Below are 26,121 nucleotides of genomic sequence, written 5' to 3' on the forward strand. Positions count from 1 at the left end.
GGCCGCGGTCCGGCCCGCGCGTCACCGCCCGGACGCGCTCACCCGACGCCGAGCCGCATCCATTCGTCGCGCCGGGCCCGCCAGCCGAGGGTGAGCGCCCGCATCCCCATGTAGACCCCCGCGAAGCCGAGCCAGAGCAGGCCCAGCTGCACACCGGCGTCGGGCACGGCGGCGTTCGGTCCGGGCCAGGCCGCGGTCCAGCCGAACCCGCCCGTGGCGAGCTGCGCGAGCACCCAGAGCGCCGGCGCGTAGACCACGAGGTTCACGAGGCCGGCGAGGGCGAGGTAGCGGGCATCGCCGGCGCCGATCAGCACGCCGTCCAGCACGAACACGTACCCGGCCACCGGCTGCCCGGCGGCCAGCACCCACAGACCCACGGTGGCGGCGGCCTGCACGGTGGGGTCCGTGGTGAACAGCCCCGGCAGCACCGGTGCCGCCAGGGCCAGCACGGCCCCGGTCACGACGCCGAAGCCCAGCCCCCAGCGCACCATCGTCCGGGTGAGGCGACGGGCCGCATCCGGCCGGGCGGCCCCGAGCTCGGCGCCGATCAGGGCCTGTGCGGCGATCGCGAGGGCGTCGAGGGCGAACGCCAGCGTGGAGAACAGCGTGAAGACGAGCTGGTGCGCGGCGAGGGTGAGGTCGCCCGCGCCGGCAGCGGCCATGACGGTGAGGAGGATGGCCGCCCGCAGGCTCGCGGTGCGCAGCAGCAGCCACGAGCCCACCTGGGCCGTGGCCCGCATGCCCGACGCGCGGGGCGCCCACGCCGTGCCCGAGCGGCGGAAGCGCGGGGCCAGCACGAACAGGTACGTCACGAGCATCGCCCACTGCACCACGGACGTGCCGACGGCCGAGCCGGCCACGCCCCAGCCCAGCCCGTACACCAGGGCCACGTTCAGCCCGATGTTCGCGCCGAAGCCCACACCCGCCACCACGAGCGGCGTCACGGTGTCCTGGAGGCCGCGGAGCACCCCGGTGGCCGCGAGCACAGCCAGCAGGGCCGGCAGCCCCGGCATGGACCAGCGCAGGTAGGCGACGGCGTGGGCCTGCACCTCGCCCGTCGCGCCGAGGGCCGCCGTCAGCGCGGGGGCCGCGAGCCAGCCGAGGACGGCCAGCACCGCGCCGAGCAGCAGGCCCAGCCAGATGCCGTCGCGGCCGCGGTCCATCGCGGCGGCCGGGTTCCCCGCCCCGATCAGCCGGGCCACCGCCGGGGTGGTGGCGTAGGCCAGGAAGATCATGAGGCCGGTGAGCGTGTGCAGGATGGTGGTGCCGATCCCGACGCCGGCCAGCTGGGCCGTGCCCAGGTGCCCGATGATCGCGGTGTCGGCCAGCAGGAACAGCGGCTCCGCGATGAGCGCGCCGAACGCGGGGACCGCGAGCGCGAGGATGCGCCGCGTGAGGGCGCGCGCGTCCTGCGGGGCGGGCGCCGCCGTCGAGCCGGAGGGTCCTGCCATCTCAGCCCAGCAGGGCCAGCAGCGGGGCCAGCGCCGTGGTCGGGGCAGTGGGGCCGGGCAGCGTGTCCGGCAGCAGGGGGGCCACGAGGTAGAGCATCGCGATGGCGATGCCGTTGTTCACCATGTGCAGCAGCACCGCGTACCCGAACGAGCGGCCCATCAGGATGTAGGACACCGTGATCGCCACCGCGAGGGTCAGGTACGGGACGGTCTCCACGAGCCGGAAGTCGCCGCCGGTGCCGAGGAAGTGCAGGAGTGTGAACGCGAGCACGGAGACCACGGCGCACACCCACACGTTGATCCAGCGGGAGAGCTTGCCGATCAGCAGGTGGCGGAACAGGTACTCCTCCACGAGCGGGGCGGCCACCACGGTCATGAGGATCATGAGCACGGGCGGGGCCTGCGTGGTCATCTCCTCGAGCGCGGCCTGGTTGGCGCTGGTCTGCGCCTCCCCGATGAGGCTCAGCACGATCACGTTCACGACGATGCACGCCAGCCACGTGGCGGGCAGCAGCAACAGCTTCCACCACGTGCCCGTGCGGAACACCCGCAGCGACGTCACGAGGGGTCGCCAGGCCACGGCCAGCACGAGCACCACGAGGATCGTGTAGCTGACGATGTTCACCGTGAACCCGTCGCGGACCAGGTCGAACGCCTCGAGGTCACCGGGGACCAGGCCGAGCGACACCGCCAGCCACAGCCCCAGCCCGAGCACCATGAGCGCCACGTACACGAGCACCACGACGGCGTCGCCCCAGTGGAACCGGCCCGGGGTCCAGTCCGGCGCAGGGCGGGCCGCGGGCCGGCGGCCGGGCCAGCCGGCGGGGATGCCACCGGGGGCGCCGGGGTGCCCGTATGGGCTCGGGGCGACGGCGGCGCGGCGGTCGGACGGCCGGCCCGACGGCGGCCAGCCGGCGGGCGGACCGGCCGGCGGGCCGGAGGGAGGAACGCTCATGGCGGCCACGCTACCAACGGGGGCGGACGCGCCAGGCCGCGGGCGCCGTCGTCGGAAGCCGCTCCGTGGCCCACGCCACGCCCGCGCGCCCGCGACACGCGCGCGGTGGCGGTGGCCCGAACGCCTCGTCTACGGTGCTCCCCATGGCCTTGTTCTCCCAGCCGGTGTTCATCAACCTCCCGACGACGGACACCGAGCGGATCCGTGAGTTCTGGACGACCCTGGGCGCCACCGCGATGGACGACTACTCGGACGAGCACTCGGTGTGCATCGAGCTCACCGAGTCGACGTACGCGATGTACCTCAGCCCCGGCTACTACACCGACTTCATCGGCAACCGTGAGATCGCCGACTGCCTCACCACCAACTCCGCCCTCATGGCACTGAGCGTCGGCGACGCCGCGGCGGTGGACGCCCTGGCGGACCGGGCGGTCGAGCTCGGCGCCGCCGAGGTGCCCCTGCCCGTGGACCTGCGCGAGGAGATGGCCGACTCCGGCATGCACTCCCGCGAGATCGTCGACCCGGACGGCCACCAGTGGGAGTTCATCACCGCCTGAGCCCGCCGGCTCAGGTGCCGAGCCGCCCGGTGAGGCGCGCGTGCATCGCCGTGGAGGCCTCGTTCAGCCCCGTCACCTCGGCGTGGATCCCGTGCTGGGCGTACTTGGTCAGCACCGAGTCGAGCGCGGCCACAGTGGAGGCGTCCCACACGTGCGCGGCGCTCATGTCGATCACGACGCACGGCGGATCGAGGGCGTACTCGAACTGCGAGTAGAGGTCGTTCGAGGACGCGAAGAACAGGGCGCCGTGCACGCGATACGTGACGGCGTCGCCGTCGTCGTGGACCTCGCGGGCCACCGTGACCAGACGCGAGACGCGCTGGGCGAAGAGCACCAGCGCAGTGAGCACACCCACACCCACGCCGATCGCGAGGTTGTGAGTGAGCACCGTGGCCGCCACGGTCACGACCATGACGACGGTCTCCGAGCGCGGCATCGCGCGCAGGGTGGCGGGGCGCACCGAATGCCAATCGAAGGTCGCGGCGGCCACGAACATCATCACGCCCACGAGCGCGGCCATGGGGATCTGCGCCACGAAGCCGCCGAAGGCCACCACGAGCACCAGCAGGAACACGCCCGCGAGGAACGTGGAGATCCGGGTGCGGGCGCCGTTCGCCTTGACGTTCATCATGGTCTGCCCCACCACGGCGCAGCCGCCCATGCCGCCGAACAACCCCGAGACCACGTTCGCGACACCCTGCCCCCAGGACTCGCGCGTCTTGTCCGAGCGGGTGTCGGTGATGTCGTCCACGAGCTTCGCGGTGAGCAGGGACTCGAGCAACCCCACGAACGCGATGCCGACGCTGAACGGCAGGATCAACCGGAGGGTCTCCCACGTCAGCGGGACGTCCGGCAGGCCGAGCACGGGCAGCGCATCCGGCAGCGCGCCCCGGTCCCCCACGCGCGGCACGGCCAGGCCGGCGGCCATCACCAGGGCGGTGACCACGACGACGGCCACGAGCGTCGCAGGCACCGCAGTGGTGAGCCGCGGCAACAGCACCACGATCGCCAGGGCCAACGCCGTGAGCGGGTACACGAGCCACGGGACGCCGATCAGCTCGGGCAGCTGCGAGGTGAACACGAGGATGGCCAACGCGTTGACGAACCCCACCATCACCGAGCGCGGGACGAACCGCATGAGCCGGGCCACACCGAACACGCCGAGCAGGATCTGGATGACGCCGCCGAGGATGATCGCGGCAAGCAGGTGCCCCACCCCGTACGCGTGGGACAGCGGTGCGACGACGAGCGCCACCGCCCCCGTGGCCGCGGAGATCATGGCGGGCCGGCCGCCCACGATCGCCGTGGTCACCGCCATGGTGAAGGACGCGAACAGCCCGACGCGCGGATCCACGCCCGCGATGATCGAGAACGCGATGGCCTCCGGGATCAGCGCGAGCGCCACCACGACGGCGGCCAGCACCTCCGTGCCCAGCAGCCGAGGGCTGCGCAGGGTGCGCAGCACCGACTGCCGCTGGAGCGGCGTGAGGGCAGGCGGGGGCGCGGCGGGTAAGGCGGGCATGCTCCCGAGGGTAGCGGTGCGCGGGCGGGGTGCCCGCCGGTGAGCGGGTCCGCCCGCCACCCCTCACGCCGTCCGCATCACCCGCACGGGGTCGCGGAACGCGGCGAACGCCGCCGGGGCGAGGCTGGCCAGCAGCGCGGTGAGGGCGGCCAGCACGGCCACCGCCGCCACGAAGTCCACCCCCAGCGTCCCGCCCTGGCCGGCGACGACGGCGTACCCGGCTCCGGAGCCCAGCACGGCGCCCAGCAGCGCAGGCACGGCGGTGCGCACGGCCACGAGCAGGATCAGGTCTCCGCGGCCGATGCCGAGGGTGCGGCGGCGGCCGAGGTCGCGGCGGCGGATGAGGACGTCGGCGAGCACCACGATGGACACGAAGAACGCGCCGGCTCCGAGGATCAGCAGCAGCAGGGAGCGTCCGAGCCCGGCGAGCTCGCCGGTGATCACCTGGTTGCCGGCGGAGAGGGCACGGGCGGTCTGGATGGAGGAGGCGCGCGGGTCGGGGTCGATCACGGCGAGCGCGGCCTCCTGCATGGCGCGGGTGCCGGCGGTGTCGGCGGCGAGGACGCGGACCTGCTGCATCACGAGGGCGTCCGGGGCGGCGGGGACGGTGAGGGCGTAGCCGTCGAGGTCCTGGAAGGGGTCCTGGGCCTGAAACGCCCCGACGACGGCCCACTGTCGGCCGTCCGTGGCCTCGATCGCTCCGGAGGGCTGGGCGAGGCCGAGCTCGGCGAGCTTGGCCTCGGGGACCACCACCTCGCCGGGGGCGGGCAGGCGGCCGCGGGTCAGCTCGATGCCACGGTCCAGGGTGCCGACCACGTTCGTCACGGCCACGCGGGCGCCGCCCCGGCCGATCCCGGTGTTCACGGCGTCCATGGGCGAGTCCCGGGCGAGGGCGGCCTCGGCGGTGTCGAGTCCGGCGAGGGTGGCCGCGGTGGCGCCGGTGAGGAAACCGGTGCCGCCGGTGTCGGTGACGGTGAGCACGCGGGCGCCGGGGCCGGAGAGCTCTGCGGCGACGGCCGCCTCGGTGGCGGCCTGCCTGCCCACGGTGGCCACGGCGGCGAAGCACATGGCGGCCACCACGAGCAGCACGAGGGCGGAGGGCACGGGAGAGGTGCGTGCGGCGGTGACGGCTTCACGCAGCAGGGTGCGCAGGTTCATGGGCGGTCCTCCCGGTTCACAGCCGCACCACCTCGTCGGCGCGGGCGACGACGGCGGGGTCGTGGGTGGCGACCACCACGGTGCGCCCCTCGGCGGCGGCATCGGCGAGGGCGTCCATGACGAGGCCGGCGTTGTCCGGGTCGAGGTTGCCCGTGGGCTCGTCCGCGAGGACGACGACGGGCGCGTTCACGAGGGCGCGGCACACGGCCACCCGCTGCGCCTGCCCGCCGGAGACCTGCCCGGGCCGGTGGTCGGCGCGGTGGGCGAGGCCGAAGCGCTCGAGCAGCGCCCGTGCCCGGTCCTCGAGCGTCTGGCGCTCCAACCCGGCGTAGAGGCCGGGCTCCACCACGGAGTCCAGGATGGGGCGGGACGGGTCCAGCTCCGAGTCCTGGAACACGAATCCCACGGAGGTGGCGCGCAGGCGGGAGCGCTCCCGGTCCGGGCGGGTGGAGGCGTCGACGTCGCCGAGGCGCACCACTCCGGAGGTGGGCGTGAGCATGAGCCCGAGCACGTACAGGAGGGTGGACTTGCCGCGCCCGGAGGGCCCGGTGAGGGCGGTGACGGCGCCCGGCGTGAACGCGTGGGTGAGGCCGTCGAACAGCTCCTCGGCGGCGCGGGTGTAGGCGAAGCGCAGGTCCTCGACGGCGAGGGCGGCGGGGACGACGGGGGCGGCGGGCGTGCCCGGGGTGGCGGGCCCCGTCATCGGGTGCCGTTCAGCACGCGCACCTGCTCGCCGGCGTCCACGCCGTCCACGACGGCGAGGCCGTCGGCGGAGCCGAGGACGGTGACGGTGCGGTCCTCCGCGGCGCCGTCCCGGACCACCGTGACCGTCGCGGCGCCGTCTGGCTGGGTGCGCAGGGCGGACACGGGGACCACGGGCCCGGAGACGGGCGGGACCACGCTGACCTGGGAGAGCAGGGAGGTGGTGGCGTCGGCGGGCAGGGTGTCGCAGTCCTCGCCGCAGACCACGCCGCCGTCCGGGGCGGTGAGGGTGATGCGGATCAGGCCCTGCTCGTCGGAGGTGGACTCGCCGGCGACGGCCTTCCATTCGTGTTCGCCGTGGGGCACGGTGACCTGGGTGCCGGCCGGGATGAGGGCGGCCTGCTCCTGGTTGACCTCGAGGGCGAAGTCCGGTTGGTCGCCGGGGCGGGCCACCACGTTCTCGCCGCCGGCGAGGGTGGTGCCGACGGCGGTGGTCTTCGCGTCCACGCTGAGGGGCGCGGGGAGGGCGTCGAGGACCACGAGCTGGCCGAGCTCCACGGTGTCCGCGGCGGGGTAGCCGCGTTCGGTGAGCCAGTCGTCCCAGGCGTCCGCGGTGGCCTCGTCCCACGTGCCGGTGGCCTCCACCTTCGCGCCGGTGGCGGCGAGCATGCGCTGGAACGCGGCGACGTCGTCGCCGGAAGTGCCCTCCCCGAGAGGGCGCCACTGGGGAAGCTCGCCCTGGAGGACGAGCACGGGCTTCTGGGCGACGGCGTACAGCACCTCCCCGGCAGCCACTTCGCCGGACTCTCCGGCCCGGGTGACGACGCCGGTCAGCGCGTTCACCGCCGCCGGCGTCTGCTCGCGCGACACGGAGACGCCGAGGGTGATGACGCGGCCGAGCTCCTGCTCGGCGACGGTGACGAGGGCGCTCGCGGCCGGACGCTGCTCGGCCTGAACCGGAGGGGTGAGCGTGACCCGGCCGGCCCAGAAGGCGAGCGCGGCGACGGCCACGAGCGCAAGGACGAGGGCGGCCCAGCGGGCGGGGCGATTCATCCGGATGACCCCCAGAAGACATCCTGCGGCGGAAGCTCCGGGCATGTCTGCGCGACCTCGGCCTGGCGTTCTGCCGACACGCCCCTCATGCTGTCCGCGAAGGGCCACCACTGGTGGCGGCCTGGAGTGTAGAACGCGGAGACGAATGCCTCTTTGGAGGGGCGCGCGGAGGTGTCGACCGTGTAGCCGTAGGCCTCGAGACACGGGATGAGGTATTGGTCCCAGTAGTCATAGACGAGGCGGAGCTGCGGATCGGTCCAGTCCTGGGTGTAGCTCGGATCCACCGGGTGCTGTGCGTAGCAGGTCACGTAGGCCGCCTCGAAAGCAGACCTCTGGGACTCAGGTGGGGTGTCGATCTGAATTCCCCCGGTCGGACCGACCGAGTTCGGCCACCCGGCCTCGGCCAGGCATGTGGACACCATGCGGTCCGACTCGAGGGACGTGGCGTACCACCCGGAGCGCTCCACCTGAGGCGGCGCGGGCATTCCCGCCCCCTGAGCGTGCCGCGCGACTTGCTCACGGTAGGCGCGCTCCTTCTCCGCCTCCGTCGTCAGGAGGGGTTCGATCCTCTCGGTGGGAACCCACTGCGAGGCGTCCCAGGTCTTCTCGGCCGTCGCGGTGGGGGGAGCGGCGACCGTGGATGAACCGCCGAGGCCCGCAGACTCCCGACCGACGCAGCCGGTGAGGGTCAGGGCGACGGCCGCCACCAGGGCGGCCGTCGCAGGAATGCGTAATGAAGTCATCGGTGCCGGCGAGTCAGTACGGGTAGTAGCAGTAGCCGTAGGTGCCCGACAGGAGGAGTCCTGCGCTGCAGTCCTGCCGACCGGAGTCCGTCAGCGCCTGCGCTGGCACCGCACCGGAGACGGCCAACGGTCCAGCGACGGCCACGCCGGCACCGACCTTAGAAATCCGCTGCTTCATACCCATGTCGCTCCTCCTTATGGTTCACGCTCAGTCGTGATCTGCGTCACACTCTATGAAGGTGCTCGCCCTGTGTCCAGAGAATTCTCGGTCGGTCCACAGACGTGCCCCACCAGGGAGTCAAGAGGGTCCTGCGCGTGACGGATGCGCAATCTCAGGGGACGAATGAGCGCGGCCACACCGGCAGGGGTGGCCCGACGATCGGGTTTCGATACTCCCGTCACCGCCGCGCGCCCTAGGGCGTGTCTGAGAATAGATGCACGAGTCAGCTGAGACCCTGGGGACATGTCCCGGTTCCAGATGCTCTCCGACGCCCAATGGGAGTTGATCGCCCCGATGCTCCCGACCCGGACCGGCCGCGCCGGCAGGCCGTTCGCCGACGCCCGCACCATGGTGGAGGCGATCATCTACCGATACAGGTGCGGAATCGCTTGGAGGGATCTGCCCGAGGTCTACGGGCCCTGGCAGACCGTGTGGACCTGGCATCGGCGCTTGGCCGAAGAAGGCACATGGGACACGGTGCTGGCCACGCTGACCGCCGCCGCTGACGCCGAAGGCCTGATCGATTGGTCGGTCTCGGTGGACTCCACGATCGCCCGCGCGCATCAGCACGCGACGAACATCACCCGCCTCACAGGGGGATGGGTCGAACTACAAGAATCCGCGTGAGGAGCCGGCCGATCACGGCATCGGGCGCTCCCGTGGCGGGCTGAGCACGAAGATCCATCAGCTCGTGGACGGGACCGGGCTGCCGCTGGTCAGCCTGATCACCCCCGGCCAGGCAGGGGACTCCCCGATGCTGCTTCCTCTTCTGGAGCAGCTGCGCGTGACCCGGCCAGTAGGGCGGCCCCGGACCCGCCCTGCGGCGGTGCTGGGCGATAAGGCGTACTCCTCCCGGGCGATCCGCACTCACCTACGTGCCCGTGGGATCAAAGCGGTCATCCCCGAACCGGCCGACCAGCAGGGCCACCGCAGACGGCGCGGTGCCCGCGGCGGGCGCCCCGTCAGCCTCGACGCGGACGCCTACAAGGGCCGCAACGTCATCGAGCGTCAGTACGCTCACCTGAAGCAGTGGCGGGGTCTGGCGACCCGGTATGACAAGTACGCGATCATCTACAGGGCCGCTGTGGTCCTGAATGCTGTGCTCGCATGGTCAAAACGATTGTCAGACATGCCCTAGCCCCGTACACCTCCGGCTCCGGAGAGGTGCGGGCTCGTGAAACTCACCGGCACCTGGATCGAGAAGGTCATCGGGTGGTCCCGTGTCGCAGCGACGCCAGCGGCCAGTGGCTGGGCGCCGGCGCCATCCAGCCCCGGCCTCAGCGGGCGTCCTCGCGCGCGGCGGGCGCGCCGTCGTCGTCCTGCTCCTCCGCCTGTTCCCCGCCCTGGAACTGGCTCCTGTACAGCCGGAAGTACGCGCCGCGAGCGGCCAGCAGCTGATCGTGCGAGCCCTGCTCCACGATGTCGCCGTCCTCCATCACGAGGATGACGTCCGCGTCCCGGATGGTGGAGAGGCGGTGGGCGATCACGAAGCTCGTGCGGTCCGAGCGCAGCGCCGCCATCGCGCCCTGGACCAGCACCTCGGTGCGGGTGTCCACGGAGGAGGTGGCCTCGTCCAGGATCAGGAGCGAGGGCTGGGCCAGGAACGCACGGGCGATGGTGATGAGCTGCCGCTCGCCCGCGGACACGTTGGCGGCGTCCTGCTCGATCACGGTGTCGTAGCCGTCGGGCAGGGTGTGCACGAAACGGTCCACGTAGGTGGCCTTCGCCGCCGCGACGACCTCCTCGTCCGTGGCGTCGAGTCGGCCGTAGCGGATGTTCTCCCGGATGGTCCCGCCGAAGAGCACGGCGTCCTGGAGCACCATGCCGGTGGCGGCGCGCAGCTCGCCGCGGCTGACCGTGCGGGTGTCCACGCCGTCCAGCAGGATCCGCCCGCCGTCCACCTCGTAGAACCGCATGATCAGGTTGACCAGGGTGGTCTTGCCGGCACCGGTCGGCCCGACGATCGCGACCGTCTGCCCCGGCTCCGCCACGAAGTTCAGGTCCGTGATGAGCGGCTTCTCCGGCGTGTAGGAGAAGCGCACATGCTCGAACTCCACGCGACCGCGCAGCGGGCGCGGGAGGTGGGCGACGCCGTCGGGCCCGGGGATGGCGGAGGGCGCCGTTTCCCGAACGAAAGCGCTCTCGGAGGGCGCCGTTTCCCAAACGAAAGTGCCGTCGGGGGTGCGGGCGGGGGTGCCGTCGGGGGTCTCCTCCGGCTCGTCGAGGAGCTCGAAGATGCGCTCGGCCGACGCCACGCCGGAGATCAGCATGTTGGACATGCCGGCGATCTGCCCAAGCGGCTGGTTGAACTCGCGCGAGTACTGGATGAACGCGGTCACGGCGCCGAGGGTCATCTGCCCGTTGGCCACGCGCAGGCCGCCGACCACCGCGATGCCCACGTAGCCCAGCCAGTTCACCCACTGCATGATCGGCATGATCATCCCCGAGTAGAACTGCGCCGTGAACGCGGCCTCGTACAGCTCCTCGTTGCGCTCGTCGAAGCGCGCGGCCATGTCCCGCTGACGGCCGAACACGGTCACCAGCTCGTGCCCCGTGAACGACTCCTCGATGTGCCCGTTGAGCCGGCCCGTCTCCCGCCACTGCGCGGAGAAGAGCGCCTGGGACTTCTTGCCGATCACGCCCACCACCACACCGGCCACCGGCAGGGCGATCAGGGCGATGAGCGCGAGCTGCCAGGACAGCCAGAACATCATGCCGACGATGCCGATCACGGTCAGCGCCGAGTACACGAGCGAGGCGAACGCCTGCTGGAGGGCCTGCTGGACGTTGTCCACGTCGTTGGTGGTGCGGGAGAGCAGGTCGCCACGCTGCCCGCGGTCGAAGTGGCTCAGCGGCAGCCGGTTGATCTTGGCCTCGATGTCCTCGCGCAGGCGGAACACGAGGCGCATCACGAGGTCGTTGAGCACGCGGCCCTGCAGCCACATGAACAGCTGGGCCACGAGGTACATGGCCAGCACGATCAGGATCAGCCGGCCCAGCTCGGTGAAGTCGATCCCCTCGCCCGGTGTGAACGCCATGCCGGAGAGCATCTCCGCGGCCTGGTCCTCGCCCTGGGCGCGCAGCCCGTCGATGACCTGCTCGCGGCTCAGCCCGCCGGGCATCTGCGCGGAGACCACGCCGCCGAAGATCACGTCCATCGCCCGGCCCAGGACGTGCGGGGCCCACACGTTGAGCACGACGGCGACCAGCACCATCAGCGCGACCACCACCAGGCCCAGCTTCTCCGTGCGGAACAGGCTCATGAGCCGCTTCGCGGACGGCCAGAACGCCTTGGCCTTGCGGGCCGGCCCGCCGCCCCAGTCGTCGGTGGCGCCCTGCTCCTGGATCTCGAGGATCTCCTCGTCCGTCAGGTGCTCGCTCATGCCACGTCCTCCGCGGTCAGCTGGGAGTCCACGATCTCCCGGTAGGTCTGGTTGTCCGCCAGCAGCTCGGCGTGGGTGCCGCGGCCGACCACGCGGCCCTCGTCCAGCACGATGATCTGGTCGGCGTCGGTGATGGTGGCCACCCGCTGGGCGACGACGATCCGAGTCACCCCGGCCGCCGCGCGGTCGAGCGCCGCCCGCAGCCGCGCGTCGGTGGTGACGTCCAGCGCGGAGAACGAGTCGTCGAACACGAGGATCCGCGGCTCGGCCACGAGGGCACGCGCGATGGACAGGCGCTGGCGCTGGCCACCGGAGACGTCCGTGCCGCCCTGGGAGAGGCGCGAGTCCAGACCGGAGGCCGCCGTCTCTGCCTTGCCGGTGGTGCGGGCGCGCACGAAGTCGGCGGCCTGGGCCGTCTCGAGGGCCGCCCAGATGCGCTCGTCCGAGGCGTCCGGGGCCCCGAACTGCATGTTTTCCCGCACGGTGCCCGAGAACAGGTACGGCTTCTGCGGCACGAGGGCCACGGCCTCGGTCAGCTCGGCCCGGGCCAGGTCGGTCACCGGCACACCGTCCACGAGCACCTCGCCGGACGTCGCGTCGTACAGCCGCGGCAGCAGGCTGATCAGCGTGGACTTGCCGGAGCCGGTCGAGCCGATGATCGCCGTCGTGGTGCCGGGGGCGACGGCGAAGCTGACGTCGTCGAGCACCGGCGCCTCGGCGCCGGGGTACTGGAAGGTGACGTGGCGCAGCTCCACGGCGCCGTCGCGACGCGCGGGGGTCACCGGGCGGACCGGCTCAGCGAGCGTGGGGACGGTGTCCAGGACCTCGCCGATGCGGCGGGCGGAGATCACGGCGCGCGGGAGCATCATCATCATGAAGGTGCCCATCATCACCGCCATGAGGATCTGCAGCAGGTACTGCATGAACGCGGTGAGCGCGCCGACCTGCACGAGCCCCGCGTCCACGCGCTCGCCGCCGAACCACAGGACGGCGGCGGTGGCGAGGTGGAGGATCATCGTGATGACCGGGCCGAGCAGCACGAACAGCCGGCCGATCCGCACGGACGTCTCCGTCAGGGCGGCGTTGGCGTCCGTGAACCGGCGTGTCTCGTGGCGCTCGCGCACGAACGCGCGGACCACGCGGATGCCCTGGATCTGCTCGCGCATCACGCCGTTGACGTCGTCGATGTTGTCCTGCATCCGCTGGAACAGCGGCATGAGACGGGCGACGATCCACGCCACGATCACCAGCAGCACCGGCACGGAGACCCACACGAGCCAGGACAGGCCCGGGTCCTCGCGGATGGCCATGATGATGCCGCCGACCGCCATGATCGGCACGGCCACCATGAAGTTCAGGGCCATGAGGGTGAGCATCTGGACCTGGTTGACGTCGTTGGTGCCGCGCGTGATGAGGGTCGCGGCGCCGAAGCGGCCGAGCTCCTCCGCGGAGAACGCGTCCACGCGGGTGTAGACGGCGCGGCGCAGGTCCCGGCCGACGCCCATCGAGGCCTTCGCCCCGAACCACACGGCGGCGATCGCGGCGACCACCTGCACCAGCGCGACGCCGAGCATCACGAGGCCGATGTCCCAGATGCGGGCGGTGTCACCGCGGGCTACGCCCTCGTCGATGATGCGGGCGTTGAGGCTGGGCAGGTACAGCATGGCCAGCGTGCTGATCAGCTGCAGCACGACGACGGCCGCGACGGCGCCGCGATAGCGCCGGCCGTGACGGCGGAGCAGGGTCCAGAGCATGGGGCTCCCAGGGAGTCGGGATGGGCGCGCGGCCGCGTGGGGCCGCAGTGAGGTGGGCCGACGTGGGCCGGGTTCATTGTGCCCCAGCCGCGGGCGAGGAGGTCGGGCAGCAGCCGTCGTCGTCGGACGCCGCGGGCGCACCCCGGACAGCCGGCTGCCGAACCACCCGCTGGCGGACCCGCACGAGGACTGAGCGACGCCAGACGGGGGGCGTGAGCCAGACGTTTCCGCTGCTGAGGGTCCCTCAGAACAGCACGAACATCTGGCTCACGCCCCCGGAACGCCTGGCTCAGCGCCCGAAGAGCCTCGCGAAGAACCCTGCGGCCCCGGCACGGCCCGCGCGGGCTGCGTCGCGCTCGGCATCAGAGTGACGGCCATCGCACCACTGCGCCGCGGGGACGACGGCCTTGACGGACTCGACGTGCCGGCCGCATCCGGCCCAGGTGGCCCTGCGGCAGACGCGGCAGCGCGCAGGACGGCACATGAGGGATCCTTTCGGCGAGGGGGCTTCGGGGTGGCCGGTCAGGCCAGGGTCATGAAGAGCTTCTCGAGCTCGGCGACGGTGAGCTTCTCCTCGTCCTCCGCCTTCTCGGGGTCGGCGAGGCAATACTGCATGGCCGCAGAGACGATCGCGAAGCCGGCGCGATCCAGCGCGGTGGAGACGGCGGAGAGCTGCGTGACCACGTCCTTGCAGCGACCCTCGCCCTCGACCTCGCGGATCACGGCGTCCAGCTGGCCGCGGGCCCGCTTGAGGCGGTTGAGGATCTTGCGCTGGGTCTCGGCGTCGGCGGTGCGCACGGCGACCTCCTTTGTCACGGTGGCGGGGAGGGGAATCATATCCCCAGGGGTATCCGGCGACGTCGCCGGAGGTCACACGAGGAGACCGATGAGTTCCCGGACGAGGATCACCAGGCCCATGGCCAGCACGAACCAGCCGAAGCCCTTCTTCAGCGCCTTCTCCGGGACCCGCTTCACGAGCGGAACGCCGATCAGCCCGCCGACCACGGCCACACCGGTGACCCACAGCAGCAGGTCCCACGGCAGCGTCACGCTGGTCAGGTAGCCGCCGAGGCCCGCGAAGGACTTCATGGCGATCACCAGCAGGGACGTGCCCACCGCGGCGGACATCGGCAGGCCGCCGAGCAGCACGAGCGCGGGGACCACGAGGAACCCGCCGCCGGCGCCGATGATGCCCGTGACGAAGCCGACGACGACGCCCTCCAGCAGGATCTTCCCGAGCGGGTGGCGGCGGGGCTCGACGTCAGCCGAGGCCTCCACTGAGGGGGCGGCCGCCGGCTGCGTCTTCTTGGGCCGGATCATGGCCCACGCCGTGAAGAGCATCATCACCGCGAAGGCGATCAGCAGCAGGGTCCCCGGCAGGAAGCCGCCGACGACGCCGCCCAGGAGGGCACCCACCATCGAGGCCGCGCCGAAGATCAGGCCGGTGCGCCACCGGACGGTGCCGTGCCGCGAGTGCAGCAGCACTGAGACCAGCGAGGTCACACCCACCACGAACAGGGAGCCCGCGATGGCCTGCTTCGGCTCGAGGCCGGCCACGTACGTCAGCAGGGGCACCATCAGGATCGACCCGCCGCCACCCATGAGGCCGAGCAGCAGGCCGACCACGAGGGCCAGGGCGAGGACGATCCACATCACGGGTCAGCTCCGCTTCCCCGCGCCGGTGGGGATGCGGCCGATCACGTCGCCCGCGGAGCGCTCCTGCGCGGGGCGGTTCCACGGCATCTTGGCCAGCACGGACGCCATGGCGCACGTGTTGGACACGGCGGAGAAGGACAGGCCCGCGCCGATCGCGGCGGGGATGAGGCCGAACCGCTTCGAGCCGACCTGGGAGGCCACGGCCCCGACCAGCGCGATGGACCCGGCGGTCATGCGGACCTGACGGTCCATGGACCAGCGGTTGCCGCTGCGGACGACCTCGCCGCCGGCCTCGGCGTAGGCGGAGATGCCGCCCTGCAGGACGCGCGCGGAGGTGAAGCCGGCCTGGGCCAGACGGTCCTGGGCGGTGCCGGCCCGGCTGCCGGACTGGCAGACGAGCACCGCGGTGCCGTCCAGGCGGGCGGCGACCTCGTCCGCGTGCTCCTGGAGCAGGTCCAGCGGCACGTTGTAGGAGCCGGCGATGTGCTCGGTCTCGAACTCGCCGGGGGTGCGCACGTCCAGCACGACGGCGTCGGGGCGGGCGGCCAGCTCGGCCTTCAGGTCGCGCGGGGCGACGGGGGACAGGGTGACGCTCATGGGAGGGGCTCCTCGGGGTTGGTCTGGGGGTGTGTCAGGACTGCTGCCAGGCGGCGTAGCTGCCCTCGAGCTCGATCACGTCGAACCCGGCGCGGCGCAGCGCCTGGGCGGCCACGATGTTGCGCAGGCCGGACTGGCAGAAGGTCACCAGGGTCTTGTCCTTCGGCAGCTCCTCCTGGTGGAAGAGCACCTTGCCGGCGTTCAGCTGCCGGGCGTCCGCCACGGTGCCGTGGGAGAACTCGGTCTTGTTGCGCACGTCCACCAGCACGGTGTCCTGCTCCGCGCCGACCTCGCCGGCCTCGATGCGGGACCGCAGCTCGTCGGCCTGCACGGTGGGCACCGGCTCCAACGTGAGGCCGTCCACGGAGGTGGTGAACGCGGCGGCGGCGTCGACGCCCACGCGGATCATGTGGTCGCGCATCGTGTGCGCGTCCTCGCGGTCCTCGGCGAGCAGGACGAGGGCGGCGTCGTCGCTCTCCGGGTCGTAGGCCCAGCCGGCGTGCGTGGCGACCTTGCCGCGGGACGGAAAGGCCAGCGCGCCCGGCACGGTGCCGGCGAGGATCTCGTCCACACCGCGGGTGTCCGCGAACACGGCGCCCTCGGCGAGCGTCGCCTGCACGCCCCCGGCGTCCAGCTCCTCGAGCTCGGGCAGCTCGCCCAGGATGGCTGGCCCCTGCTTGTTCTGGCGCTTCATGCGGGCGAAGTAGGCGTGGGCGTCGGGCTGGCCGTCGAGCAGCTCGTCGATGAAGCCCTGCTCGTCGTCGTTCTTCAGGTAGTCGGACCACCACGCGTACTTGCGCTCGTAGCCGACCGTGGTGGAGGGCAGCGCGCCGAGTGCCTTGCCGCAGGCGGAGCCGGCGCCGTGGGCCGGGAACACCTGCACGTGGTCCGGGAGGGTCAGGAACTTCGCCTTGAGGGAGGCGAAGAGCTGCTGGGCGCCCTCAAAGCGGGTGTCGACGCCGCCGGCGGCCTCGTCCAGCAGGTCCGGGCGGCCGAGGTCGCCGGAGAACACGAAGTCGCCGGTGAGCATGTAGCCCGGGGCGTCCGCGAAGGCGCCGTCGGTGACGAGGAAGGACAGGTGCTCGGGGGTGTGGCCCGGGGTGTGCACGGCCTCGACGGTGATGTTGCCGAGCGTCACCGTGTCGCCGTCCTTGAGGAGGTTGCCCTCGAAGCCGTAGGCCCAGTCCTCGCCGCCCTCGCCGGACAGGTGGATCTGGGCGCCGGTGGCGTGGGCCAGCTCGCGGGTGCCGGAGAGGTAGTCCGCGTGGATGTGGGTCTCGGTCACGTGGGTGATGGTCATGCCGTTCTTGGCGGCCAGGTCCAGGTACACCTGGATGTCGCGGCGGGGGTCCACCACCATCGCCTCGTTCTTCGCCTGGCAGCCGATCACGTAGCTGGCCTGGGCGAGGTCCTCGTCGTAGATGCGCTCGAGCAGCATGGTTCTCCTCCGGGTCGGGGGGTCTCGATGTCCATCCGATACCCCCTGGGGTATGTCGAGAACGAGCGTAAGGTATACCCCCAGGGGTATGCAAGAGAGAGGGTGAGCCCGGGCGGCGACGGGGAGGGACGGCACGATCAGGAGACGTCGGCAGGGGGCGTGAGCCAGATGATTCCGCTGCGAATCGAGCGTCAGAACGACAGAAACGTCTGGCTCACGCGGCAGGGGGCGTGAGCCAGATGATTCCGCTGCGAATCGAGCGTCAGAACGACAGAAACGTCTGGCTCGCGCGGCGGGGAGCGTGAGCCAGATGATTCCGCTGCGGATCGGGCGTCAGAACTGCAGAAACGTCTGGCTCAGCGCCCGGGGTCCTCAGAGCAGGGGACGCAGTGGTACCAGCAGGGCCTCGACCACGCGGGCGAGGCCGTGACGGTCCTCCCAGCGCGGGGTGTCGATCCGGACGGCCCGCTGGGCGTCGAGAGCGAAGATCTCCTCCATCCGGGCGGCGAAGTCGCGGTCCACGACCACCACGTTGGACTCGTAGTTGAAGCCCAGGGAGAGGCGGTCGACGTTGGCCGAGCCCACGGTGGACCAGATGCCGTCCACGGTGGCGGTCTTCGCGTGGATCATGCTGGCCCTGTACAGCAGGATCGTGATGCCGGCCTCGAGCATCTTCCCGAAGAAGCCGCGCGAGGCCCAGTCCGCCACGATGTGGTTGGAGTCCTCCGGCACCATCACCTGCACGTCCACCCCGCGCCGGGCCGCGTGCAGCAGCGCCTCGAGGACCTGCTGGTCCGGGATGAAGTACGGCGTGTTGATGAGGATGCGGTGCTGCGCCCGCTGGATGGCGTCGAGGTAGCTCAGCCGGATCGGGTAAACCAGGAGCGGCGGCTGGTTCGCGGCCACGGTGACGCGCGGGTCCCACGTGTCCGGGGGGCGCCAGGACATCTGCTCGCCCGCGCGGTGGTGGGCGTTCCACTTGATGGAGATCGACTGGCCCAGCGCCCACACCGCCGGGCCGCGCTCACGCACGTGGGTGTCCCGCCACAGGCGGGCGTAGTCGTCGCCGATGTTGAAGCCGCCGGCGAAGCCGACCTCGTCGTCCACCACCATGATCTTCGAGTGGTTGAACCCGCTGTGCCGGACCACGCCTCGCCAGATCGGGCGGGCGAAGGCCGGCAGCCGGAACACGTGGATGCGCGGGTCCAGCTGACGGTAGAAGCGGGGCGGGACCACGAGGTTCCCGAACCCGTCGTAGGAGACGTAGACCTCCACGCCGCGCGCGGCCGCCCGGTTGAAGGCGTCCATGAACCGCTGGCCCGTGGGGTCGCCCTTCCAGATGAAGGTCTCGAACTTGATGATCCGCTGCGCTCCGTCGATCGCGGCGATCATCTCCTTGTAGAGGTCCTCACCCGAGGTGAAGATGCGCAGCTCGGAGCCCTCCACGTGGGCGTCGAACACGCCGGGGTTCGGCGCGGGTCGGCGCACTCGGCCGCCGCGCTTGACCATGTCCACGCCGGTGAGCCCGGCGGCGACCGTCAGCGGCAGTCCCACGAGACCGACGCCCGCGGCCACGGCCGCTCCCCGGAGGAGACGACGGACCGGCAGGCGGGACAGGGACGGCAGGGACGGTCGACGCATTCGCTCAGTCTACTCAGGGCCCCGTCAGCGCGGATCGGTCGAGCGGCGCATCTCGGTCCAGGCCGCGCTCACCTCGGAGCGCATGCGCACGAGTTCGATCGCCGTCTCCTGCAGCCTCCGGGCGCTCTCGCTCTCGGGGATGTACTGCCGCACCCGCTGGGCCTGGTCCTCCGCGGAGACGTCCACCATGACGGCGATCGAGTGCGCCACCAGGCGGGACTCCGCCCCGGTGCGTCGGCTCGCGTAGACGCGCAGCGCCACATGCATGGACCGCTCCGTGGTGTTCACCAGGAGGGCCTCCACGCGCACGAGGTCGCCCACGTGGATGTTCCGCACGAAGCGCACACCGCCGCCGAACACCGCGACCACGGATTCATGTCCGGTCCAGCGGGCGGCGCAGACGGCGGCCGCCTCGTCCACCCAGCGCAGGATCGCGCCCGCGTTGATGGTGCCGCCCACGGTGGCCTCCGCGTTGGGGGCCAGGAACGCGAGGGTGCTCATCTCCTCGGGGGCCTCCCCGGGCGCGGGGAACGGCAGTCGGGCCATGCCGCGCTCGACGGCGCGGCGGGCCACGGTGGAGCGGCGGGCCTGTTCGTCGCGCTCGATCTGGCCGGGGGTCGAGGGCTCCCAGACCGGCACGGTCACGGGCACCCCGCCCTCCTCCGCGGCGTAGACCACGAGGGACGAGGTGGCGACCACGGGGTCGCCGTCGTCGTCGCGGATCTCCGGCAGCAGCAGGCGGGTCTGGACGTGCACCTCGGCGCCGTCCGTGTGGACCACGCGCGCCTGCACCACGGCACGGCGGTCCACCGGCACGGGGTGCCGGAACTGGGTGTGCCCCATGTAGCGGGCACGCACGAACGTCCCGGCCCAACTCGCCGCGACGGCGTAGCCGGCCTTCTCGATCCAGGAGATGACGGTGCCGGCGTCCACCAGGCCGGTGGGATGATCGAAGCTGTCCGCCCGGAATTCGAGGGCGAGGGCTCCGGGGGGTCTCATGCCGTCGAACGTATCACCCGAGTCCGGGCCCTGTGCGGCCGGTCACGCCCCGTCCAGGAGTCTGCGGGGAACCTCCCGGCCGCGCCCCAGGCGGGTCCGCGCACGGGGGACAATGGACCCATGACCGCCTTCGACCGTCTCCCCCTGCCCGCGGAGCCCCAGACTCCGCACGACCGCCTGCGCCGCCGCACCGAGGCCGCCGTCGCCGAGCGCGGGGAGGCCGCCGTCGCCGGGCTGGCGGTGCGCCTGATGACCGGCGCGGCCACTCCCGATGACGTCACCTCGGGCGCCGCCCGCGCCCTCACCGGCGACGACGGCGACCTCAGCCCCGCCGCGACCGGCGCCCTGGCCCTGATGCACGCGTGGCACCGCAGCGCGCTGCCCGCCCTGACCGGGGCGCTCACCGCCCCCGAGGCGGACGTCCGCTCGGCGGCCCACCTCGTGCTCGCCTCCCGCGCCGGCTCGCTGCGCCGCGATGCCGCCGTCGACCGCACCCTCGTGGACGCGGTGCGGGCCGGCTGTGCCGACCCGGACCCGGAGGTCCGCGCGTCGGCCGCGTCCGCACTGGGTGCCCTCGCCCGCCCCGAGGACCTCGAGTCCGCCCTGCCCGTGCTCACCGGCATGGTGATGGACGTGGACGCGGACCTGGCCGCGGCCGCCGAGCTGGCCCTCGAGCAGCTCGCGATCCGCCTGGACCGGCCCGGCCTGCGGGTCAGCCTCGAGGGCTGAGGCGACGCCCGTGCAGTGCCCCCACTTCGATGTCGGCGAGTGCCGTTCCTGCCCGCTGATGGGCGTGCCGTACGCCCGGCAGCTCGCGGACAAGCAGGCCGCGGTCCTGGCCGCGCTGGCGGACGCGCTCGATGCGGACACGGTCGTGGCCGAGCCGTTCGCCTCCGCGGAGGCCGGGTTCCGGAACAAGGCGAAGCTCGTGGTCACGGGGTCGGCGGCAGCGCCGCGGCTGGGCATCCTGGACCCGCGGCAGCACCCCCGCCATCACGACGGCGCCGGCGTGGACCTGCGCGACTGCGGCCTGTACGAGGCCGGCATGGAGGGCGTGTTCGAGGCGTGCGCGGCGGCGGTGACGGCGGCCGGGCTGGAGCCCTACGACGTCGCCGCCCGCACGGGCGAGCTGAAGAACGTGATCGTGACGCTCTCCCCCGACCGGGAGGCGATGGTCCGGTTCGTGCTGCGCTCCGCCGACCGGCTGGACGCGCTGCGCGCGGCGGTGCCGGGGCTGCTGGATGACCTCGCGGCGCGCGGGACACCCGCCGCCGTGGTGAGCGCGAACCTGCTGCCCGAGCACGTGGCCCTGCCCGAGGGCGACGAGGAGATCGTGCTCGCCGGCGGGCCGACCCTGCGGATGGAACTGAACGGGATCGGCCTGCGGCTGCGCCCGCAGGGGTTCTTCCAGACGAACACCGCGGTGACCGAGGGGCTGTACGCGACGGCGGCGGCGTGGGTCGCCGAGGGCGGTGTGCCGGCGTCGGCGTGGGACCTGTACTGCGGGGTGGGCGGGTTCGCGTTCCACCTGGCCCGGGCCGGCGTGCGCGACGTGTGGGGCATGGAGTCCTCCGCCGAGGCGGTGGCCGCGGCCCGGGAGACGGCCGCGGAGCTCGGCCTGGCCGACCGGGCGCGCTTCTCCGCCGGCGACGCCACCTCCGCGCTTTCGTTCGAGAAACGGCGGGCTCCGGAGGCGCTTTCGTTCAAGAAACGGCGGCCCCGCCCGGACGCCGTCGTCGTGAATCCGCCGCGGCGGGGCATCGGCGCCGAGCTGGCCGACGCGCTGGAGGACTCGGGCGTGCCCACCGTCCTGTACTCCAGCTGCAACCCGGCGACGCTCGCGCAGGACCTGGCCCGGATGCCGAGCTATCGGGTGACGCGGGTGCAGGTGTTCGACATGTTCCCGCAGACCCGGCACGCGGAGGTGCTCACGCTGCTGACCCGGCGGTGACGGAAGCCGGGACGCGTCACCGCGGGCTCCCCGCCCGGCGGTTCCGCTTCTTCAACTCGTCGAACACGTCGAACAGCGTGTTCATCGAGGGCGCCAGAGCCGCCTGCGTCCGCACGCAGGGCTGCGGGTTCGTGAGGCCACCGGCCTGGAGGGGCCGCCCCGAGTCCCACCGGTTGGCCTTCCGCAGACCCCCCTCATTCCACAGCTTCTTGCCGACGAACAGACACAGCTGGAAGGTGTGCTCCGCCTGCGCCCCGGCACCACCCACCTCCTGCACGTCGACCCAGTCCACCGACCAATCCCGCGTCCACACCCGCCGCTCATCGAACGTGACATGCCGAGGCCGGAACAGACCCATCGTCGCGGCGGGAAGCACCGCCAACGCCAGCGCCAACCCGATGAACGACGCCACACGCCACACCCCGAACCCGACCGAGACATCCTCCGGCGGCCGGAAGATCACCCACACGAACACCGCGATGCACACCACGACGATCAGCCACAGGAACAGCCACCGCGCCGGACGCACCCGCGCCTGCACCGGCAGACTCGCCAGGATCTCCTCCCGCGTCGCCTTCTTCCGCAACCGCGTCGGCTTCGCATCTATCACTTGCTCCTCATCCAGTTCATGAGCCCTCCGCCCCCCGGCCATCTCCGCCGAGTGTGTCCTGCTCGTTCCCGGGCCACGCTTCCGGCGCGCGGGGGCACATGTCCGCCCCGTCGGCACGACCCTATTCCCGGAACCCACCGCGCCGCAGCGACATCACCGCAGCTGAGAACCGCTGTGATGTCGCTGCGGTGCGGTCGGCCGGAACGACGGCGCGCTCGCTGCGGTGAACATCGCCGCGGCACTCCCCGTGCGGCCCCACTTCCCCGCCCGTAGGCTGGTTCCCATGTCGCAGACGCTCACCCCCGCCGCTCCGCAGGACCTGAACGCCCGCCGCCACCGGCTCCGCCGCTACCGCGCCGTCATCTTCGACATGGACGGGGTCATCACGGACACCGCCGGCGTGCACGCGCAGGCGTGGAAGGAGCTCTTCGACGGGGCGCTGCCCGCCGTGGGCGCGCTGCCCGCCAACGCCGCCGTCGTCGCCGCGGACCCGGACGTGCTGCGCCCCTTCGACGCCGCCGCCGACTACCTGCACCACGTGGACGGGCGTCCCCGCGAGGACGGGGTCCGCACGTTCTTCGCCTCCCGCGGCCTGCAGGTGCCCGAGGCCGACTCCCCCGAAGCGGACACGGCCCCGGAGCTGACGGTCCTCGCCCTCGCCGAGCGCAAGCAGGGCTACTTCGAGCAGGTGCTCGAGCGCGACGGCGTCCGCGTGTTCCCGGAGGCCCAGGACCTCCTCGAGCGGCTGCGGGCCAAGGGCGTGCCGGTCGCACTGGTCACCAGCTCCAAGAACTCCCGCGCCGTGCTCACGGCCGGCGGCGTGCTGGACTTCTTCCCCGTGATCGTGGACGGGAACACCGCCCTCGAGCGCGGGCTGCCGGGCAAGCCGGACCCGGCGATGTTCTGGGAGGCCGCCCGGGAGCTGGGCGTCGACGTCGCGGACGCGATGGTCCTCGAGGACGCCGTCTCCGGTGTGAAGGCCGCCGCGGACGGCCGCTTCGGCCTCGTGATCGGCGTGGACCGCGAGCCCGATCTCGGCAAGGGCCGGCTCAAGGAGGCCGGCGCCCACCTGGTGGTCCAGGACTACGGGACCCTGCATCTGGAGGACCGCACCACCACCCCGTTCGACCCCGCGTGGGTGCTGCGCTGGGACCGCTTCGACCCGGCCTCCGAGGGCACACGCGAGGTGCTGTGCACCCTGGCCAACGGGTACTGGGGCACCCGCGGCGCCGTGCCCGGCACGCGCATCTCCTCCGTCCACTACCCCGGCACCTACATGGCCGGGGTGTTCAACCGGCTGACCTCGATGGTCCAGGGCCGGGTCGTGGAGACCGAGCACATGGTCAACATCCAGGACTGGACCCCGCTCGTGGTGACCCCGCGCCACGGCCGCCCGCTGCTGCCGGGTGAGGAGAACCTCGTGGAGTACGGCCAGGAGATGGACCTGCGCCGCGGCGTGCTCTCCCGCACCATGACCTTCGAGGACGAGCAGGGCCGGCGCACCACGGTCCACACCCGGCAGTTCACCTCGCTGGCCAATCGGCACCTCGCCGCGATCGAGCTGACCGTGGTGGCGGAGAACTGGTCCGGGGACCTCACGGTGCGCTCGAAGATCGAGGGCCGCGTGGCCAACCTCAACGTCTCCGACGACCGCACCCTCGCCAACCAGCACCTCGAGCCGGTCCAGGCCCGGGAGATCGACGGCGAGACCGTCCTGCTCGAGACCGCCACCAACCAGTCCGGCATCCACGTGGCCATGGCCACCCGCACCCGCCAGGTGGCGCCGGTGGGCCACCACGAGCCCATCCGCCGCCCCGTGGACGGCTCGGACCTGGTGGTCGGCCAGGACATCCTCCTCCACGTGGACGAGGGCGTGCCGCTCGTGCTGGAGAAGGTCGCCGCCGTCGCCACGAGCCACGACCACGCCAACGCCTCCGTGTGGGAGTCGGCGGTGAAGGACGTCCAGCGCGCCCAGAACTTCCGCAACCTGCTGACCCTGCACGAGCAGCGCTGGGGCACCAACTGGGACCGGTTCTCCGTGCGCATCGACCTGGCCGAGCCGTACCGGCATCAGCGCCGCTCCACGGCGGCGGAGGCCGGCGGCGAATACGCGCCGCCCGTCGTCGACGCCGGCCACTCGGCCCCGGTGGGGTCCGCGGTCCCGATGGGCAAGGACGGCGCGTCGCTGCGCCAGCAGCTCGCCCTGAACCTGCACACGTTCCACGTGCTCCAGACGGCCTACGGCCGCCGCCGGGACCTGGACGCCTCCGTGGGGGCACGCGGCCTGCACGGCGAGGGCTACCGCGGCCACATCTTCTGGGACGAGATCTACGTCTACCCGATGCTCACGCTGCGCCGCCCCGAGATCACCCGGGGCCTGCTGATGTACCGCTACCGGCGTCTCAACGAGGCCCGCGCCAACGCCCAGGCCGAGGGCTGGGCCGGTGCCATGTACCCGTGGCAGTCCGGGGCGGACGGCTCCGAGGAGACGCCCACCGAGCTGTGGAACCCGCGCTCGCGCATGTGGATGCCGGACAACTCCCACAACCAGCGGCACGTCTCCCTGGACATCGCCTACTCGGTGCTGCGGTACATCGAGATCACGAAGGACACGTCCTTCATCTCGGACTACGGCGCGGAGATGCTCGTGGAGATCTCCCGGTTCTTCATGTCCATGACCCTGCACAACGCCGTCACGGACCGCTACGAGATCCACGGCGTCATGGGCCCGGACGAGTTCCACGACGGCTATCCCGAGACCCCCGGCTCCGGCCTGCGCAACAACGCGTACACGAACGTGCTGACCTCGTGGGTGCTCGCGGAGACCGCCCGCCTGGTCCGCTGGCTGGACACGATCGACGACGGCCTGCCCGAGCTCATGGAGATCTCCGAGGAGGAGATCGAGCGCTGGGAGGAGGTCAGCACCCGCCTGACCGTGCCGTTCTTCGAGGAGGGCGAGGAGGCCGGCATCCTCGCCCAGTTCGAGGGCTACCAGGACCTGCTCGAGTTCGACTGGGAGGCCTACCGCGCCAAGTACGGGAACATCGGCCGCATGGACCTGATCCTGCAGGCCGAGGGCGACGCCACCAACCGGTACAAGCTCTCCAAGCAGGCCGACACCCTCATGCTCGGCTACCTGTTCTCCTCCGAGGAGCTGGACCGGATCCTGCGCCGCATGGGCTACGAGCTGCCGCAGGAGGCGTTCGAGCGGATGGTCACGTACTACGAGGCCCGCTCGACGCACGGTTCCACGCTCTCCCGCCTGGTGCACGCGTGGGTGGCGGCCCGCACGGACCCGGACCGGTCCTGGGACCTGTTCACGGAGGCCCTCGAGTCGGACCTCTCGGACACGCAGGGCGGCACCACCAAGGAGGGCATCCACCTGGGCCTGATGGCGGGCACCGTGGACACGGTGATCCGCTGCTACGCGGGCCTCGAGACGCGCGACGACGTCGTCCGGCTGCACCCCCGCATGCCCGCCCAGCTGCCCGGCGCCCGCTTCACCATCCGGTTCCGCCAGCAGCCCGTGGTCATCCACATGACCCAGCGGGAGGTGACGGTGGCCGCGGGCGAGGGCATGTGGCACGACGTGCCGATGATCATCGCCGGCCGCGAGCACACCCTCTCCCCCGGCGAGAAGCTGACGGTCCCGCTGGACTGAGGGCCGCCGTCGTCGGCCACCCCACCCCGTCCCTTTGGGGGCGAAAGTGGGCGGTATCCCGCGCGGATAC

Annotated in this window: 22 protein-coding genes; 5 read left to right on the forward strand and 17 right to left on the reverse strand. The window is 72.2% G+C overall.

Translation table 11 applies throughout. From position 1 onward, the window contains the following. Positions 1-38: 38 nt before the first annotated feature. Both AC0VX0_RS10860 and AC0VX0_RS10865 read right to left on the reverse strand, forming a co-directional pair. Positions 39-1,451: an MATE family efflux transporter gene (locus tag AC0VX0_RS10860; protein ID WP_135040410.1), complete on the reverse strand. Its 1,413-nt coding sequence runs from the start codon at positions 1,449-1,451 to the stop codon at positions 39-41. Position 1,452: 1 nt separating this feature from the next. Continuing rightward, positions 1,453-2,406: a CPBP family intramembrane glutamic endopeptidase gene (locus AC0VX0_RS10865; RefSeq protein WP_377636677.1), complete on the reverse strand. Its 954-nt coding sequence runs from the start codon at positions 2,404-2,406 to the stop codon at positions 1,453-1,455. 143 nt (positions 2,407-2,549) lie between these two features. Between AC0VX0_RS10865 and AC0VX0_RS10870 the strand changes: the two genes are divergently transcribed. Next, positions 2,550-2,963: a VOC family protein gene (locus tag AC0VX0_RS10870; RefSeq protein ID WP_100058966.1), complete on the forward strand. Its 414-nt coding sequence runs from the start codon at positions 2,550-2,552 to the stop codon at positions 2,961-2,963. Between the two features lie 10 nt (positions 2,964-2,973). Here the strand turns inward: AC0VX0_RS10870 and AC0VX0_RS10875 are convergent, their stop codons facing one another. The 6 genes from AC0VX0_RS10875 to AC0VX0_RS10900 form a co-directional block, all read right to left on the reverse strand. Continuing rightward, positions 2,974-4,485, reverse strand: a complete 1,512-nt coding sequence (locus AC0VX0_RS10875) for a SulP family inorganic anion transporter (protein WP_100058967.1) — start codon at positions 4,483-4,485, stop codon at positions 2,974-2,976. 63 nt (positions 4,486-4,548) lie between these two features. Next, on the reverse strand, positions 4,549-5,643 hold the full coding sequence (locus AC0VX0_RS10880; protein WP_020621738.1) for a permease: 1,095 nt from the start codon (positions 5,641-5,643) through the stop codon (positions 4,549-4,551). A gap of 16 nt (positions 5,644-5,659) precedes the next feature. Then, positions 5,660-6,346, reverse strand: a complete 687-nt coding sequence (locus tag AC0VX0_RS10885; RefSeq protein WP_020621739.1) for an ABC transporter ATP-binding protein — start codon at positions 6,344-6,346, stop codon at positions 5,660-5,662. Next, a complete protein-coding gene (locus AC0VX0_RS10890; protein ID WP_100058898.1) occupies positions 6,343-7,398 on the reverse strand; it encodes a hypothetical protein in 1,056 nt (351 codons plus the stop codon). The genes AC0VX0_RS10885 and AC0VX0_RS10890 overlap by 4 nt, the downstream gene beginning before the upstream one ends. Then, positions 7,395-8,105, reverse strand: a complete 711-nt coding sequence (locus AC0VX0_RS10895) for a hypothetical protein (RefSeq protein ID WP_020621741.1) — start codon at positions 8,103-8,105, stop codon at positions 7,395-7,397. The genes AC0VX0_RS10890 and AC0VX0_RS10895 overlap by 4 nt, the downstream gene beginning before the upstream one ends. Positions 8,106-8,154: 49 nt before the next feature. Continuing rightward, the gene (locus AC0VX0_RS10900) at positions 8,155-8,325 is read right to left on the reverse strand and encodes a hypothetical protein (RefSeq protein WP_020621742.1); all 171 of its coding nucleotides are present in this window, start codon (positions 8,323-8,325) and stop codon (positions 8,155-8,157) included. Positions 8,326-8,604: 279 nt separating this feature from the next. Here AC0VX0_RS10900 and AC0VX0_RS10905 point away from each other — a divergent pair. Further along, a protein-coding gene (locus AC0VX0_RS10905; protein ID WP_136940265.1) for an IS5 family transposase occupies positions 8,605-9,499 on the forward strand; the annotation gives its coding sequence in 2 pieces (ribosomal slippage) (positions 8,605-8,961 and positions 8,963-9,499; 894 coding nt in all). 139 nt (positions 9,500-9,638) lie between these two features. On the opposite strand, the gene AC0VX0_RS10910 is transcribed toward AC0VX0_RS10905, so the two are convergent. The 8 genes from AC0VX0_RS10910 to AC0VX0_RS10945 form a co-directional block, all read right to left on the reverse strand. Further along, positions 9,639-11,744 carry an ABC transporter ATP-binding protein gene (locus AC0VX0_RS10910; RefSeq protein WP_020621743.1) on the reverse strand — a complete coding sequence of 702 codons (2,106 nt, stop codon included), beginning with the start codon at positions 11,742-11,744 and terminating at the stop codon, positions 9,639-9,641. Then, positions 11,741-13,498 (reverse strand): ABC transporter ATP-binding protein, encoded by a 1,758-nt coding sequence (locus tag AC0VX0_RS10915; protein ID WP_036384543.1) that lies wholly within the window; start codon positions 13,496-13,498, stop codon positions 11,741-11,743. Before AC0VX0_RS10915 ends, AC0VX0_RS10910 begins: the two co-directional genes overlap by 4 nt. Before the next feature lie 522 nt (positions 13,499-14,020). Further along, on the reverse strand, positions 14,021-14,296 hold the full coding sequence (locus tag AC0VX0_RS10920; protein ID WP_036384544.1) for a metal-sensitive transcriptional regulator: 276 nt from the start codon (positions 14,294-14,296) through the stop codon (positions 14,021-14,023). A gap of 72 nt (positions 14,297-14,368) precedes the next feature. After that, a complete protein-coding gene (locus tag AC0VX0_RS10925; RefSeq protein ID WP_081339249.1) occupies positions 14,369-15,151 on the reverse strand; it encodes a sulfite exporter TauE/SafE family protein in 783 nt (260 codons plus the stop codon). A 6-nt stretch (positions 15,152-15,157) separates the two neighbouring features. Further along, entirely contained in the window at positions 15,158-15,751 is a 594-nt protein-coding gene (locus tag AC0VX0_RS10930) for a rhodanese-like domain-containing protein (protein WP_052007121.1), read from the reverse strand. A gap of 34 nt (positions 15,752-15,785) precedes the next feature. Continuing rightward, the gene (locus AC0VX0_RS10935) at positions 15,786-17,189 is read right to left on the reverse strand and encodes an MBL fold metallo-hydrolase (RefSeq protein ID WP_036384546.1); all 1,404 of its coding nucleotides are present in this window, start codon (positions 17,187-17,189) and stop codon (positions 15,786-15,788) included. 372 nt (positions 17,190-17,561) lie between these two features. Beyond that, positions 17,562-18,830: a phospholipase D-like domain-containing protein gene (locus AC0VX0_RS10940; protein WP_036316196.1), complete on the reverse strand. Its 1,269-nt coding sequence runs from the start codon at positions 18,828-18,830 to the stop codon at positions 17,562-17,564. A gap of 24 nt (positions 18,831-18,854) precedes the next feature. Next, a complete protein-coding gene (locus AC0VX0_RS10945) occupies positions 18,855-19,829 on the reverse strand; it encodes an acyl-CoA thioesterase (protein ID WP_036316197.1) in 975 nt (324 codons plus the stop codon). A 120-nt stretch (positions 19,830-19,949) separates the two neighbouring features. Here AC0VX0_RS10945 and AC0VX0_RS10950 point away from each other — a divergent pair, with 120 nt between their 5' ends. Continuing rightward, positions 19,950-20,558 (forward strand): HEAT repeat domain-containing protein, encoded by a 609-nt coding sequence (locus tag AC0VX0_RS10950; RefSeq protein ID WP_020628173.1) that lies wholly within the window; start codon positions 19,950-19,952, stop codon positions 20,556-20,558. Positions 20,559-20,568: 10 nt separating this feature from the next. Further along, entirely contained in the window at positions 20,569-21,780 is a 1,212-nt protein-coding gene (rlmC, locus tag AC0VX0_RS10955) for a 23S rRNA (uracil(747)-C(5))-methyltransferase RlmC (protein WP_144820122.1), read from the forward strand. Positions 21,781-21,796: 16 nt separating this feature from the next. Here rlmC and AC0VX0_RS10960 read toward each other — a convergent pair whose 3' ends face one another. After that, a complete protein-coding gene (locus AC0VX0_RS10960) occupies positions 21,797-22,366 on the reverse strand; it encodes a hypothetical protein (protein ID WP_402638860.1) in 570 nt (189 codons plus the stop codon). Positions 22,367-22,673: 307 nt separating this feature from the next. Here AC0VX0_RS10960 and AC0VX0_RS10965 point away from each other — a divergent pair, with 307 nt between their 5' ends. Next, positions 22,674-26,051 carry a beta-phosphoglucomutase family hydrolase gene (locus AC0VX0_RS10965; protein WP_355634186.1) on the forward strand — a complete coding sequence of 1,126 codons (3,378 nt, stop codon included), beginning with the start codon at positions 22,674-22,676 and terminating at the stop codon, positions 26,049-26,051. Positions 26,052-26,121: the final 70 nt, after the last annotated feature.

The organism is Micrococcus sp. iso_26, from assembly GCF_056172975.1.